Raw genomic sequence first — 14912 nt, 5'->3', positions numbered from 1 at the left:
CACAAAATCCACTGGAGGTGGCTCATTATTAGCAAGGACATGTTGGTCAATGAAGGGATTCGAGCTCGGGAAGTACGTCTGGTTGGCGCCAATGGCGATCAAATTGGCGTGAAGTCAAAGCATGAAGCACTGGAAATGGCACAAAAAGTAAATCTTGACCTTGTTTGCGTGGCGCCAAATGCAAAACCGCCTGTCTGCCGCATCATGGATTACGGAAAATACCGCTATGAGCAGCAGAAAAAAGAAAAAGAAGCGCGTAAAAATCAGAAAGTCATTACAATCAAAGAAGTTCGCTTGAGTCCAACGATTGAAGATAATGACTTTAACACGAAGTTACGCAACGCTCGTAAATTTCTTGAAAAAGGCGATAAGGTTAAAGCATCGATTCGTTTCCGTGGTCGTGCGATTACGCACTCCCAAATTGGGCGTGAAGTACTTGAACGTCTCGCGAAAGAATGCGAGGACATTGCTACCATTGAGGCTCGCCCGAAAATGGAAGGTCGCAGCATGTTTCTCGTTATGGCACCTAAAGCCGAGAAATAAGTGCAGGAACTAGTTAAAGGAGGACGTCGTTATGCCTAAAATGAAAACTCACCGCGGCGCTGCAAAGCGTTTTAAGAAAACAGGATCTGGTAAGTTAAAGCGTTCGCACGCTTTCACAAGCCACATGTTCCGCAATAAGTCGCAAAAACAAAAGCGTAAGCTTCGTAAATCGGCTATTGTTCATTCCGGAGACTTCAAACGCATTGGTCAAATGCTGACATACAAGAAAAAATAAACTGTTCGGACAGATAGAAGGAGGGATTTGCGATGCCAAGAGTAAAAGGCGGTTATGTCGCTCGTCGTCGTCGTAAAAAGGTTTTAAAACTAGCAAAAGGGTATTACGGTTCAAAGCATACGCTATTTAAATCAGCGCAAGGTCAGGTTATGAAATCCTTGCAATATGCATACCGTGATCGTCGTCAGAAAAAACGTGATTTCCGTAAACTTTGGATTACACGTATTAATGCAGCTGCGCGCATCAACGGACTTTCTTATAGCCGTTTAATGCATGGTTTAAAACTTGCTGAAATTAATGTAAACCGTAAAATGCTTGCTGATCTTGCGGTAAATGACGAAAAAGCATTTGCTCAACTAGCTGAACAAGCAAAATCAAGCTTAAATAATTAATGTCAAAAAAAGGTGCGGTCATTTGGCTGCACTTTTTTCTTGCGAAAATGGGGTAGGCAAATGTCGATTTATTTTGGTATCATCACGATAGTTGGTTTTATTGTAATGGGTGTGGATAAAACCCGTGCCAAAACGCGAGCTCGCCGAATTTCTGAACGGAACTTATGGATCATAGGATTGATTGGAGGCAGTTTGGGAGTATATATAGGCATGTACACATATCGACATAAGACGTTAAAACGTTCATTTTCAATAGGTGTGCCCATCCTAATTTTTATTCAGGCTGCTCTAGGGTTGTTCATCTATGATGCACTTTAGCATATGTATAAACAAAGGAGGCTGTTGTAATGGAGGATCTATTAAATCGATCGCTTGAAGTTATCGAATTAGCTGGCTGGTATGCTCCTGTATTATTCGTTTTTTTGCATGTATTACGGCCTTTTTTGTTTCTGCCAGTTATGCTAGTATGCGTTGCAGGCGGGTACGTATTTGGTCCTTTTTACGGAGCTGTTTACTCCTATTTAGGATTAATGGGCGTTAGTATTAGTTTTTATTGGTTAATTGGGATGTTGCCTAAATTTCATATAAAGCTAGCTCGAGTAAAAGATAAAATGTTTAATGGACGTGAACGAATCAATGTATGGCAACTTCTTATTTTCCGTATCATGCCTTTTATGCACTTTCATGCTTTATCTTTTTATGTCATGGAGGAAACAGAAAACTATAAGCAATATGTGAGAAAGTCAGCAATTATTAATAGTTCTCCTGCGATTATTTATACAGCATTTGGTGGACTTATTCATCAGCTGCCTTTGTCTGGAGTCCTCATAATGGTCATTTTTTTACTTGTATTAATTTTTTTAATGCGAACGAAGCACCAGGACGGATCGTTTCAATCAAATGGGAAATTTCTTTAATTACCTTTGCTTACTAAAGAGCGAAGGTTTTATTATTTTCTTAGAAAAATAATATTTATGCATTTATTGTGAAGTTAGATAGTTTTTAGAAATTTATTAATTGACAACATGGTAGCGTTTACATAAAATTGATTTTAATCCCTGCACAGCTCATAGCTAAGGGTTATCTATGAAATTTGCTTACAAATGATGCACTTAGTTAAGCAAATTAAGAGGAGGCTGCCATGAAAAGAAAACAAACGAAACATGAAAGTCATTTTGAAAGGATCGAAAAAAGCAGGTCATTTAGGCAGCTAATGAAAGAAAAGAAAGCCTTTTTTGTACCATCTATCATCTTTTTTATGCTTTTTTATTTTTCATTACCTGTGTTAGCTGTATACACAACCGTACTAGAAGGGAAAGTTTTAGGCGAAATAACGTGGGCATGGGTTTTGGCGGTCGCTCAATTTATAATGACTTGGACTTTGTGTATTATTTATGTAAAAAAAGCCGCTCATTTTGATCAGTTAGCAAATGAAGTAATTCAAGAGAATAGTAAACAACAAGAGAAAGAAGGTACAGGACTATGAATGCTGCGGTTATTACATTATTCTTAGCGATTGTCGCATTAACTCTAGTCATAACTTATTTTGCAGCCAAACGAACAAAAACCGCAAGTGAATTTTATACAGCAGGTGGAGGATTAACCGGTTGGCAGAATGGATTGGCAATTGCCGGAGATTACTTATCGGCGGCCTCATTCCTTGGTATAGCGGGTGCAATTGCATTGTTTGGATTTGATGGTTTCTTTTATAGCATTGGCTATCTAGTGGCGTATCTAGTTGTCATGTTTGTGGTAGCCGAGCCTCTTCGAAACCTTGGAAAATATACTTTGGCGGATATGATTCATTCTCGTTTTGACGCGAAAAAGGTACGAGGTGTCGCTGCTGGAAGTACGATAACCATCGTTATTTTTTATATGATCGCACAATTAGTAGGTGCGGGTGCATTGATTCAGCTATTATTCAATATCCCTTATACTTATGCTGTTCTTTTAGTTGGAGTTATGATGACAACATATGTGTTGTTTGGAGGAATGACTGCAACAAGTTGGGTACAAATCATAAAAGCCGCATTGTTAATGATTGCAACTGTTGTTATATCGATTATGGTTTTATGGCAATTCAAATTTAATATTGTCGAAATGTTCGCATCAGTCGGAGCGTCACAGGAGCCAGGCTTTTTAAATCCTGGTGGTCAAGGCAGAGCGCCGCTTGATTCGATTTCTCTAATGCTTGCACTTGTGCTTGGAACAGCGGGGTTGCCACATATTCTGATGCGTTTCTTTACTGTTCGTGATGCAAAAACGGCAAGGAGTTCGGTAGTTACGGCAACGTGGATTGTAGGTATTTTTTACATCTTAACAATTTTTCTTGGTTTTGGTGCTGCGGCATTTGTAGGTTCAGCAGATATTATTGCTGCGAACCCGGCTGGAAACATGGCAGCTCCACTCTTGGCTGAACGTCTTGGTGGAGAGTTGTTTATGTCCTTTGTTGCTGCTGTAGCATTCGCAACGATTTTAGCAGTTGTTGCAGGTCTAGTGTTATCAGGAGCTTCAGCTTTTGCTCATGATGTGTATGGTCAAATTATTAAAAAAGGGAAGGCGACAGAAAAACAACAAGTAGTGGCTGCTAGACTCGCTTCTGTTTCTGTTGCAGCGCTCTCAATTGTCCTTGCATTATTTGCGCAAAATATGAATGTCGCTTTCCTTGTTGCCTTAGCTTTCTGTGTCGCAGCAAGTGCAAACTTACCAGTAATTGTTTACACAATTTATTGGAAACGATTCAACACGGCAGGAGCGATCAGTGCCATGTTATCTGGATTGTTATCGGCATTGATTTTAGTTGCTATTAGTCCAAACGTAATTAAACCAGATGGGAGTGCTTTTATTACAGGAGATCCGATAATTGATTTAACGAACCCAGCCATTATTTCTGTGCCAATTGGCTTTTTAGGAGGGGTGATTGGTACGCTTTTATCAAGCAAGCGTGACGACGCCAAATATGCAGAAGTAAAAGTAAGGGCTAATACAGGTTATAAAGAAGCAAAGTAAAAAACCGTCGCCCCTTATGGGCGATGGTTTTTCGTATAAGCCTTGTTTAACTATTAATGTTTAGTAGGTTGTTTTGTTTGTTTTAGAAAATCTTTAATCGGGGAATTCCACTGAATTGATGCGTCAGGATAACGAAGGTGTACTTCTTCTTCAATAAAATGAAAGTCTTCATATTTTAATCCGCGCAGATTATCTTTGTCCGCTTTAATGTAAATTCGGACGACTTCAAAGGAGTCAGAGGTTGCTTCTAGATATTTTTCTCCTTCAAACATAGTGCCTTTATAAGTGAGTTGGAAATTTTTCCGAACATTTTTTTCATCATCCCAGAAAAAGAATTGACCATTCTTTTGTGCGTTATGGATTTTTCTTTCAGGATGAAGTGTATATTTAATTAGACTGTACACAATGATGATGAAAGCAGCAATAATGAGCAGTCTGAACATAAGCACGAGCATCGCAAGGACTCCTTTCTTTAAAAATAGTTATTTAGATTATACGAAGTAAAAATAGCAAAGGTTTCATTAATAGTTATAAAAGTTCCCTATTAATTTGTCCAGTAAACGTTTGTTGCAATGAGTGATTTTCGTTATACTAGGAAATAATGAAAGTGAAGGAGTGACCTAAATGGATGAACAGTTACAGATGTTAAAAGCATTAACTAATGCAAACGGAATCTCTGGTTTCGAAAAAGAAGCTCGTGAAGTTATGCATTCTTATATAAGTCCTTATGCTGATTCGGTTGAAACCGATCATTTAGGCAGTTTAATTGCAAAGAAAACAGGCCTGGCGAACGGTCCGAAAATCATGGTAGCTGGTCATTTAGATGAAATTGGCTTTATGGTCACAACAATTGATGAAAAAGGATTTTTAAGGTTTCAAACAATTGGAGGTTGGTGGGGCCAAGTCATGCTTGCGCAACGTGTGACAGTGATGACGAAGAGTGGATATATTGACGGAGTTATTGGGTCTAAGCCACCTCATGTACTTTCTCCAGAAGCGAGGAAAAAACCTGTAGAAATAAAAGATATGTTTATTGATGTAGGAGCGTCTTCTAAAGAGGAAGCGCAAGAATTTGGTATTATGCCAGGGGATGCAATTGTCCCAGTTTGTGAATTTACCGTAATGAAAAATGAAAAATTATTAATGGCAAAAGCATGGGATAACCGAATTGGGTGTGCAATTGCTATTGACGTACTAAAGAATTTACAAGGTGAAGATCATCCGAATATCGTTTATGGTGTTGGTACTGTACAAGAAGAAGTAGGTCTGCGGGGAGCAAAGACCAGTGCACACGCGATCAAACCAGATATTGGTTTTGGTGTCGACGTTGGTATTGGTGCAGATACTCCTGGAACAAAAGGTGAAGGAACGCTGGGTGCTGGTCCACAGATCATTTTATATGATGCGTCAATGATTGCGCATAAAGATCTTCGTGATTTTGTCGTACAAACTGCAGAGTCAAATGAGATTCCATATCAATTTGATTCGATTGCAGGTGGCGGAACAGATTCTGGTGCGATTCATTTGACAGCAGACGGCGTTCCTGCACTTTCAATTACAATTGCGACACGCTATATCCATACACATGCAGGCATTTTGCATCGCGATGATTATGAAAATACGGTAAAGCTTCTTGTAGAAATCATTAAACAGCTTGATTCAGACAAAGTAAAAGAGTTGACATTTAGTTAACGTAAGCAAGGAGATAGACAATGAATGTGTACGGCAAATGGTCTTTTGTACTTACACTTGTTTCAGCAGTATTCTTAACTGTTTTTGCAGTGTTTTTATTTACAGGCTATGCAATCTCTCTTCCATCTCGGGTAACAAATGCGATAGGTTCAATTGCATTGTTGGTGTTATTTGTAAGCGTAGGCTTTAGCTTAGCTTCGATAGGGAAAGGTGAGCCCGGTAAATGGAAGTTCGCGCCTTGGACTTTAATTGCTGCAAGTACAATTATACTTATTGTCATGTTGAACATTGTTTGGTTATAATGAAGTCAATAAATGCGGTTTGCCCGAAATAGCAAGTGGCGAGCCGCGTATTTTGGCATACTCTAGAACAAAGAAGCGTACGAATAAAGTATGCTTGGTTACACGGCATGGTTGCGTATAAGGTCAATTCCATATAAAAAAATGCTCACATGTAGTAGAATCAAAAAGAAGCGAAATCCTCTAAACCCATATTGCTCGATTGGGTGGATATACATGAAATAAAGTCCATAACTCAAAAGCAAGAAAGCAATAATGGTAAACACCCAGCGAAATAATGTATTCATCAAATGCTCCTAACAACCGTTTTGCTCTATTGTATGGGCAGCTGGTTGATAATAGTATACAAGCAGGTTGAAAGGGGATAGATTGATGAACGATAAAGAACATGATGGTTTCTTGAATGAAGAAGCGCTTGATGTATCTGTTCAATTTCTAGAATATTTCGCAGAAAGCTACCGGAAAGACAATGGAAAACCACCCACAATATCTGATTTATGTAATGTTTTAAGAGTAGCATTGGATTTAGAAGGTGAATTGCATTTTGATGAACTTAAAAACCATGTTGCTGCTAGTGTATCGGTATATACCATGCCCCTTGATTCTTTAAGTGATATTAAGCCAGGTGCAATTATCGAGATTTATTTGCCAGAGATTGAGAAGTACTCATATGCCGTTGTTGTGAAAGGGAATGCAGGCGAAGATAGACAAGCACACATTTATATGCAGTTCTACCATCTTTTTTCAAAAGAACAATTGTCCTCGAAACAAGTAAGGAAGCACTTTTTTGAGAAGGAACCAGCTTTTTTAGTTTGTGTAACCAGAACTGGATTTATGGAAGGTGACTGGCAAGTGATTGATCAACAAAAGCCAATTATTGATGAGAAAGTGGTTGAAGGTTCTTATTTCGTTTATTTTGAAAACGGTCAATATTATCTTTCAGAGGGCAACGCGTATGTTCCATTAGAGGAAATGGTAAAAGTGCAGCCGAGAATAGGCAGACGTTGTGGAAATCCTGCAGGTAAACTTGATAGTTCAATGGTTGAGCAGATGCTTTGTGAGTTATATGAAGGAAATTCGCTAGCGAACATAATTCGGTATAAGTTATAATAAAAGCGAGCAGGCAATCTGCTCGCTTTTATTATGAGTCAGTTCAAACCTTTGCTTATTTCAGCACAAAGTTGTTCTTTCTCTGATTCATTTGCATTTTGCCAATAAACTTCCAAAAGGACACCTAGTCCAGGAAGCATTTTTTCTTCTCCATTGTCAAGTGCATCAACTATGGTCGCTTCTACTTCTTCTTGGCTTGAACCTTGGATATTAGACATAATGGCTCCACGTAAATTAAATCCCATTTTTCTACCTCCTTGGTATAATGAATCCATCATAGTATGCCGCGACTTGTCAAGAATATAAGTGAAAAACATCATATAAAAAGTACAAGCGTTAAAAAGGAGTTTTTATAAGAATGAAGCGGATTGAATCGCTTAAAAATGAACGTGTTAAGAAATGGAAAAAACTACATACAAAAAGGGGGCGTGAACAACAAGGGTTGTTCCTTGTAGAAGGAGAACATCTAGTTGAAGAAGCCCTTAAGTCAAATTGGCTAGTCTCAACCATTATTACAAATACCACCATATCAATCCCTTTTTCTGGGGAAGTGATTCAAGTAAATGATTCCGTATTAAAAGAGCTATCACGGACGGAAACTCCCCAAGGGATGATCGCGGTGTGTCAAAGGAAAGAGCTGTGTCAACCTGCAGATCTTACTGGTGTTTATGTAATACTTGATCGTATTCAAGACCCCGGAAACCTTGGGACGATTATTCGGACCGCTCTTGCTGCAGGAGCAACTGCTGTAGTGGTAGGAACTGGATCGGTTGATGTGTTTAACGATAAAGTGATTCGCTCAACACAAGGAGCATTTTTTCATATCCCTGTATATGAAGGTGGACTTGAAGATTGGTTTAATGCTTTTGAGCAAGCAAAAATACCTGTATTTGGTACTTCATTATTGGAAGCCATTCCATACTCTGAGGTTGAAAAAACAAGTCAATTTGCTCTTTTACTTGGGAATGAGGGAGATGGGGTTGGGGAAGAATGGTTAAAACGGACAAATAAGAACTTGTATATTCCACAAAACCCTAAAGCAGAATCACTAAATGTAGCAGTCGCATCAGGTATCCTGCTCTATTCTCTTAAATCTGATCTTGCGACTAAAGACTAAGTTGATTATAATGAAGGGTAATAATAATCATCCACTATAAAGCAAAAAGCGCTGATAGAGACTAGTATGTTTATGTCCACCATAAAGGGAGGAAATGCCTTGACTGCAAGCATTTCTATGGCAGGGTAGACTGAATTCACTCTTGAGCTGACATTCCTAAAGAATGTAACCGGTGAAAACCGTTATCGAGAATGAAGTCAATACGCCTTATAGGCGTTTGTGAACTAAGGGTGGTACCACGAGCTTTCGTCCCTTTCTAAGGGATTAGAGAGCTCTTTTTTTGTTTTTACATAACATCGATTCAAGGAGGTAAGGACATGCGTGAACAGTTGGAAGCATTAAAAAAAGAAGCGTTGGAACAAGCGATTCAAGCCGAGTCAGAGAAAGACGTCCAGGCGGTCCGGGTTGCGTATTTGGGGAAGAAAGGGCCAATCACTGAAGTTCTTCGTGGCATGGGCAAACTTACCGCAGAAGAACGCCCAATTATTGGTGCATTGGCAAATGAAGTTAGAGATGAGATAAAAACGAACCTTGATCATAGAAGTGAGGTTCTTGAAAAAGAAGCACTGGAAAAACAATTACAATCTGAGTCTATTGATGTCACGTTACCAGGAAGACCGTCATCACAAGGAACAATTCATCCGCTAAGTGCAGTTGTTACGGAAATTGAAGACATTTTCTTAGGTCTTGGTTTTTCTATTGGGGAAGGACCAGAAATCGAAACCGATTACTATAACTTTGAGGCATTAAATTTGCCAAAAGATCATCCGGCAAGAGATATGCAGGATTCATTTTATATAACAGATGAATTATTGCTAAGAACTCAAACATCACCAGTGCAAGCAAGAACAATGGAAAAGCATGAGGGTATTGGCCCAGTGAAGATTATTGTTCCAGGAAAAGTATTTCGACGTGACGATGATGATGCTACACATTCACACCAGTTCATGCAAACGGAAGGTCTTTATGTTGATAAGAATGTACGGATGAGTGATTTAAAAGGAATATTAGAATCGTTTGCTAAGCAATTTTTTGGAATTGATCGTTCAATCCGATTGCGCCCAAGCTTCTTTCCATTTACAGAACCATCTGTAGAGATTGATGTATCTTGTGGTATTTGTTCAGGTAGTGGTTGTCGCATATGCAAACAATCAGGTTGGATAGAAGTGCTTGGGGCAGGTATGATTCACCCTCGTGTGTTAGAGATGAGTGGTTTTGATTCTAATGAATATAGTGGTTTCGCTTTCGGTATGGGGGTTGAGCGATTAGCAATGTTGAAATATGACATTGATGATATTCGCCAATTTTATACGAATGATGCTAGGTTTTTAACACAATTTAAATCTGTTTAAGGAGGGCCACACATTGCTCGTTTCATACAAATGGTTACAAGAATATATTGAGGTTAGTGACATTAGCCCACAAGAAATTGCGGAAAAAATGACACGAAGCGGAATTGAAATTGATTTTATCCATGAACGTAATCTAGGTGCTACTAATGTGGTTGTTGGTTATGTTCAGGAAGTTCATCAACACCCAGACGCAGATAAGTTAAATGTGTGTCAAGTTGATATAGGACAAGAAGAACTCGTACAGATTGTCTGCGGTGCGCCAAATGTAGCTGAAGGCCAACATGTGGCTGTGGCTCAAGTGGGTGCTCGTCTTCCGGGTGGAATAAAAATTAAAAAAGCTAAATTGCGGGGACAAGTTTCCCAGGGTATGATATGTTCGTTGCAAGAATTAGGGATCGAAAATAAACTTGTTCCAAAACAATATACTGAAGGAATTTACGTATTTTCTAATTCGTCTGATGTTACCCCAGGTCAAGATGTTCTTGAAATTTTTTCATTAGATGATTCAATTCTTGAACTTGATTTAACTGCAAATCGCTCAGACTGTATGCATATGCTTGGCGTTGCATACGAACTTGCAGCATTATATGATCGTCCAGTGAAAATGCCGAAGATAAAAGTAAGAGAAATAAAAGAAACAGCGGAAAGTCAATTGAATGTTTCAGTGGAAAACAAAGAGGACACACCATTTTATCAGGCGACAATGATTAAAAATGTCAAGATTGCACCATCGCCATTATGGATGCAAAATCGCCTAATGGCTGCTGGCATACGTCCGATTAGTAATGTTGTTGATGTAACGAATTATGTATTGCTTGAGTATGGTCAGCCACTGCATGCCTTTGATTATGATGCTCTTGGAGCGAAAAAAATTCATGTTCGTCGAGCAACCAGCAATGAATCATTCACAACGTTGGATGGCGAGGAAAGAACACTTTCGGATGAACAGCTAGTTGTTACAAACGGAAAAATTCCATTAGCGCTTGCAGGCGTTATGGGAGGGCTTGATTCTGAAGTTACAGAAGATACAACTACGATTGTTCTTGAAGCAGCCGCTTTTCATCCAACGGTTGTTCGTCGGTCGGCGAAAATCAGTGGCTTGAGAAGTGATTCAAGTGCAAGATTTGAAAAGGGCATTAATCAGTCACGGGTTGGAGAAGCCGCTAGGCGAGCGGCTTATTTGATTCAAGAATTAGCTGGTGGTGTTGTTTTAAACGGTACAGTAGAAGCTGATAATCGCTCTAGTAAAGAAGTTATTATTGCTTTAAACCTTGAAGAAATGAATAAGCGCTTAGGAACCACATTATCGATATCTGAAGTAGCAGGTATTATTGGTCGTTTACAGTTTCCTTGTGAAAAAGTGGGAGAGGATCTCCATGTTACTGTGCCGAATCGTCGTGGCGATATTCTTATTAAAGAAGACTTATATGAAGAAGTTGCACGTCTATTTGGGTATGACGACCTTCCATCTACTTTACCAAGTGGGACAACGACACAAGGAAAACGATCTGAATATCAAGTGAGTCGGGTAAAGGCTGAACAATATTTACGTAGCGCTGGTTTATCAGAAGTCATTACGTATTCATTAACGAGTAAAGAAAAAGCAACAGTTTATGCCCCGAAAGGGATAAAACCGATTCGTATCGATAAGCCAATGAGCGAAGAGAGAAGTGTAATGCGCACAAGCTTGCTTCCGCACCTTTATGATATTGCTGCTTATAACTTGAGCCGCAGGAACAACAATCTTTTTGTATATGAACGTGGTTCTGTCTTTTTAACAGACGAAGAGTCTTTAACACAATTACCAAAAGAACAAGAGCAAATAGCTGCCTTAATCAGCGGTGATTATCTAAGACATCCTTGGCAAGGAGAGAAAAAAGAGGTTGATTTCTTTGTGTTGAAAGGCATTATGGAAGGGTTATTTGAAACACTTGGTTTGATGGAACGAATTCAGTTTGAACAGCATCAGAGTGAAGGATTCCATCCTGGTCGAACAGCTTATGTTAAATTTGAAGGGAAAGCGATAGGCATCTTAGCGCAAGTACATCCAAGTGTACAAAAACAATTGGATTTAAAAGAGACTTATGTTTTTGAACTGAATTTGGAAACATTGCTTAACGCCGAACAAAAAACGGTAAACTATGCAGGAATTCCACGTTATCCAGCGATCGTACGTGATATTGCCTTAGTTGTGGATGAACAAGTAACTGTAGCCAAATTAAAGCAAGTCATTGAGGAATCAGGCGGTGAGTTGTTGAAGGAAGTCGCTTTGTTTGATGTATATGCGGGTGAGCATATGGAGGCTGGCAAAAAATCAGTGGCCTTCTCGTTGACATATAGACACAAGGGCCGAACTTTGACGGACGAGGAAGTTCAGAACGCACACGAATACGTACTACAAGCGTTAACAGAAAAAGCTGGAGCTGTATTACGTTCCTAATCATTATAGAAAACGGTTGCCCTAAAGGGGTGATCGTTTTTTGGTTTTCAATTTAACAACTACATGGTATGATGAAACATAGTTTTAGTATGGCGCAACGTGCTGGGAGGTTCTTTCGTGGAGAATGGCGACAAGAAAACAAAAACAACGGTCCGTATACAAGGCCAAATGTATAAAGTGGTCAGCGAAGAAGAGCCTGCCCATGTAAAAGAAGTAGCAACTTATATTAATGAAAAAATGGATGAGTTAAAAAAGCGGAATCCATATTTAGATACAACAAAATTATCAGTGTTAACGGCTTTAAACATTGCTGATGAATATTTGAAATTGAAACGAGAAAACGAAGGAGAATGAAATGCTCAGTTTAGTTATTATGCTTTTGCTGATTTTTGGCTTTTTTATAGGCCGACGCAGAGGGTTCATTTTACAGCTAATCCATTTAGTAAGCTTTTTTGTTGCTATATTTGTAGCATGGAGTTATTATGAACAACTCGCTAGCACCATTCGGTTGTATATCCCTTACCCTGATTTTTCTGCGGAGGGTGCCTTTGGTATGATTATTAATTCCTTTGACGCAGAAAGTGTTTACTATTCAGCAATTGCATTCGCAATTTTGTTCTTTGGAACTAAAATAATCTTGCATATTATTGGTTCAATGCTAGACTTTGTGTCCCATTTACCGATTCTAAATACGATTAATAAACTTTTCGGAGGTATTTTAGGCTTCGTAGAAAATTATTTACTTGTATTTGTGTTGCTCTATGTTGCAACAGTTATTCCAATTAATGGAGTTCAATCTGCATTGCAATCTTCTATAATAGCAGAGTTCATGATTTATAATACACCTTATTTATCTGATTGGTTAAATGAATTATGGGTACGTCCGACATTTTAAGTGACAGCTCGCGCGGATTGCGGGCTGTCTTTTCTAATATTCGGTTTGATTTTCACAAACTAAACTCGTTATGATAGAGGCAGCAAGTAAAGGGGCGAGGTAAGTGGACAAAAAACAAGTGATTCAACTATTAGAAGAAATAGCAGTGTATCTTGAAATAAAAGGGGAAAATCCTTTTAAAATATCCGCTTATCGTAAAGCGGCACAGGCTTTAGAAAAAGATGAGCGTAATCTAGAACAAATTGCTGACCCTAAACAACTCGCTGGTATAGGACAAGCAACGTCTGATGTCATTTTGGAACTTAAACAAACGGGTGTTTCAACGACGTTGGAAGAATTAAAAAATGAGATTCCGGACGGGCTTATTCCATTACTAACATTACCTGGGCTTGGTGGCAAAAAAATTGGACGTTTGTATCGAGAATTAGGTGTTACCGATGCGGATCGTTTACTGCAAGCTGCGAAGGAACATAAGATTAGAGGTCTGGCGGGTTTTGGTGAGAAATCAGAGCAAAAAATTGTGGAAGCATTTGAAGTTTGGAACACCAGACCTGAAAGATTGCCAATTGCACAAGTTTTGCCGTTCGCAGAACAATTAGAGGGACAATTAGAAAAAATAACTGATGTGATTCGTTTCTCTAGAGCAGGCAGCTTAAGACGTATGAGAGAGACGGTCAAAGATATTGATTATATTATTGCAACGGATGATGTACCTTCTGTCAGAGAACAGTTATTGAATTTAGAGGGAATAAAAGGGGTCATTGCGAAAGGTGATACAAAGGTATCAGTAGAACTTACGCTTGAAGCAAATACGATTTCAGTTGATTTTCGTCTGGTTGCAGACAAAGAATTTGCTACAGCTCTTCATCATTTTACTGGCTCAAAAGACCATAATGTAAAAATGAGACAATTAGCGAAACAACAAAATGAGAAAATAAATGAATATGGTATCGAATGTCAAGAAACAGGTGAGATACTGATATTTAAAAATGAAACGTTGTTTTTTAATCATTTTGGACTACCTTATGTTCCTCCTGAAGCACGAGAAGATGGTAGCGAAATTGAACGTTATAAAGAATACGATGTAACCGTAAGTTCTTCTGATGCTCGCGCCGACCTTCATATGCATACAACATGGAGTGATGGTGCCCATTCGATTGAAGAAATGGCCGAAGCTGCAAAAGAAAGAAACTATTCTCATATGGCTATTACCGACCATTCTCGTTACTTAAAGGTCGCTAACGGATTATCGATCGAGCGATTAAAAGAGCAACACAATCGAATCCATGCATACAATCAAGTGAATTCTAATTTCACTATTTTAACAGGGATTGAGATGGATATCTTACCAAATGGAGAACTTGATTATCCGGATAGCGTGCTTGAGGAAGTCGATTTTGTGATAGCGTCTATTCATTCTGCTTTTTCCCAAAACAGAGAGACTTTAATGGCGCGTTTGAAGCAAGCAATGTTTAATCCTAATGTTAATCTCATAGCACATCCAACTGGGCGATTAATAGGGCGTCGGGAAGGTTATGATGTTGATGTGGAACAATTGATTGAGTGGGCGGCAGAAACAAATACAGCATTGGAATTAAATTCAAGTCCAAGTCGGTTGGATTTAGAAGTTAAATGGTTAAAGAGGGCGGCTGAAAAAAGTGCGCTAATCTCAATTAATTCTGATGCCCATCGCGTACAAACATTATCATTTGTCGACTATGGTTACGCTCATGCCAGAAAAGCGATGCTTTCACACGAGCAAATCATTAATTTGTGGCCACTTGATCGATTAAAAGAATGGTTAAAAGATAAACGTAAGTTTTAAAAA

19 protein-coding genes are annotated in these 14912 nt (G+C 38.9%); 16 read left to right on the top strand and 3 right to left on the bottom strand.

The genetic code is table 11. The annotated features are described in order from the left end of the window. Positions 1-39 precede the first annotated feature (39 nt). The 7 genes from infC to BK584_RS06750 all read left to right on the top strand — a co-directional run bounded on the left by infC (position 40) and on the right by BK584_RS06750 (position 4179). On the top strand, positions 40-543 hold the full coding sequence (gene infC, locus BK584_RS06780) for a translation initiation factor IF-3 (RefSeq protein WP_078391894.1): 504 nt from the start codon (positions 40-42) through the stop codon (positions 541-543). Positions 544-574: 31 nt separating this feature from the next. Further along, positions 575-778, top strand: a complete 204-nt coding sequence (gene rpmI, locus BK584_RS06775) for a 50S ribosomal protein L35 (RefSeq protein WP_078391893.1) — start codon at positions 575-577, stop codon at positions 776-778. 32 nt (positions 779-810) lie between these two features. Then, on the top strand, positions 811-1170 hold the full coding sequence (rplT, locus tag BK584_RS06770; RefSeq protein WP_078391892.1) for a 50S ribosomal protein L20: 360 nt from the start codon (positions 811-813) through the stop codon (positions 1168-1170). Between the two features lie 60 nt (positions 1171-1230). Then, on the top strand, positions 1231-1488 hold the full coding sequence (locus BK584_RS06765) for a DUF1294 domain-containing protein (RefSeq protein ID WP_078391891.1): 258 nt from the start codon (positions 1231-1233) through the stop codon (positions 1486-1488). A 29-nt stretch (positions 1489-1517) separates the two neighbouring features. Further along, a complete protein-coding gene (locus BK584_RS06760) occupies positions 1518-2087 on the top strand; it encodes a TVP38/TMEM64 family protein (RefSeq protein ID WP_078391890.1) in 570 nt (189 codons plus the stop codon). Between the two features lie 224 nt (positions 2088-2311). After that, complete coding sequence (locus BK584_RS06755) at positions 2312-2656, top strand: DUF485 domain-containing protein (protein ID WP_078391889.1); 345 nt, start codon at positions 2312-2314, stop codon at positions 2654-2656. Continuing rightward, complete coding sequence (locus BK584_RS06750; RefSeq protein WP_078391888.1) at positions 2653-4179, top strand: solute symporter family protein; 1527 nt, start codon at positions 2653-2655, stop codon at positions 4177-4179. Before BK584_RS06755 ends, BK584_RS06750 begins: the two co-directional genes overlap by 4 nt. Positions 4180-4232: 53 nt before the next feature. On the opposite strand, the gene BK584_RS06745 is transcribed toward BK584_RS06750, so the two are convergent. Then, complete coding sequence (locus BK584_RS06745; RefSeq protein WP_078391887.1) at positions 4233-4634, bottom strand: sigma-w pathway protein ysdB; 402 nt, start codon at positions 4632-4634, stop codon at positions 4233-4235. 169 nt (positions 4635-4803) lie between these two features. Between BK584_RS06745 and BK584_RS06740 the strand changes: the two genes are divergently transcribed. Both BK584_RS06740 and BK584_RS06735 read left to right on the top strand, forming a co-directional pair. Continuing rightward, a complete protein-coding gene (locus BK584_RS06740; RefSeq protein ID WP_078391886.1) occupies positions 4804-5871 on the top strand; it encodes a M42 family metallopeptidase in 1068 nt (355 codons plus the stop codon). Positions 5872-5891: 20 nt separating this feature from the next. After that, the gene (locus BK584_RS06735; protein ID WP_078391885.1) at positions 5892-6173 is read left to right on the top strand and encodes a hypothetical protein; all 282 of its coding nucleotides are present in this window, start codon (positions 5892-5894) and stop codon (positions 6171-6173) included. 98 nt (positions 6174-6271) lie between these two features. Here BK584_RS06735 and BK584_RS06730 read toward each other — a convergent pair whose 3' ends face one another. After that, positions 6272-6457, bottom strand: a complete 186-nt coding sequence (locus BK584_RS06730; RefSeq protein ID WP_078391884.1) for a hypothetical protein — start codon at positions 6455-6457, stop codon at positions 6272-6274. Between the two features lie 85 nt (positions 6458-6542). On the opposite strand from BK584_RS06730, the gene BK584_RS06725 reads away from it, so the two are divergent. Further along, the gene (locus BK584_RS06725) at positions 6543-7280 is read left to right on the top strand and encodes a hypothetical protein (RefSeq protein ID WP_078391883.1); all 738 of its coding nucleotides are present in this window, start codon (positions 6543-6545) and stop codon (positions 7278-7280) included. 38 nt (positions 7281-7318) lie between these two features. On the opposite strand, the gene sspI is transcribed toward BK584_RS06725, so the two are convergent. Further along, entirely contained in the window at positions 7319-7525 is a 207-nt protein-coding gene (gene sspI, locus BK584_RS06720) for a small acid-soluble spore protein SspI (RefSeq protein WP_078391882.1), read from the bottom strand. Positions 7526-7638: 113 nt separating this feature from the next. Between sspI and BK584_RS06715 the strand changes: the two genes are divergently transcribed. From BK584_RS06715 to polX, 6 genes are all read left to right on the top strand, one after another. Beyond that, on the top strand, positions 7639-8397 hold the full coding sequence (locus BK584_RS06715; RefSeq protein WP_078391881.1) for a TrmH family RNA methyltransferase: 759 nt from the start codon (positions 7639-7641) through the stop codon (positions 8395-8397). Between the two features lie 317 nt (positions 8398-8714). Further along, a complete protein-coding gene (gene pheS / locus BK584_RS06710; RefSeq protein WP_078391880.1) occupies positions 8715-9749 on the top strand; it encodes a phenylalanine--tRNA ligase subunit alpha in 1035 nt (344 codons plus the stop codon). A gap of 13 nt (positions 9750-9762) precedes the next feature. Beyond that, the gene (gene pheT, locus BK584_RS06705; RefSeq protein WP_078391879.1) at positions 9763-12189 is read left to right on the top strand and encodes a phenylalanine--tRNA ligase subunit beta; all 2427 of its coding nucleotides are present in this window, start codon (positions 9763-9765) and stop codon (positions 12187-12189) included. A gap of 117 nt (positions 12190-12306) precedes the next feature. Beyond that, complete coding sequence (gene zapA / locus BK584_RS06700; protein WP_078391878.1) at positions 12307-12543, top strand: cell division protein ZapA; 237 nt, start codon at positions 12307-12309, stop codon at positions 12541-12543. 1 nt (position 12544) lies between these two features. Next, a complete protein-coding gene (locus BK584_RS06695; protein ID WP_078391877.1) occupies positions 12545-13084 on the top strand; it encodes a CvpA family protein in 540 nt (179 codons plus the stop codon). 103 nt (positions 13085-13187) lie between these two features. Beyond that, positions 13188-14909: a DNA polymerase/3'-5' exonuclease PolX gene (gene polX, locus BK584_RS06690; protein WP_078391876.1), complete on the top strand. Its 1722-nt coding sequence runs from the start codon at positions 13188-13190 to the stop codon at positions 14907-14909. Positions 14910-14912: the final 3 nt, after the last annotated feature.

It is taken from the genome of Shouchella patagoniensis, assembly GCF_002019705.1.
GTDB classification, from domain to species: Bacteria; Bacillota; Bacilli; order Bacillales; family Bacillaceae_D; genus Shouchella; species Shouchella patagoniensis.
This window is presented reverse-complemented; position numbering and strand designations above follow the sequence as displayed.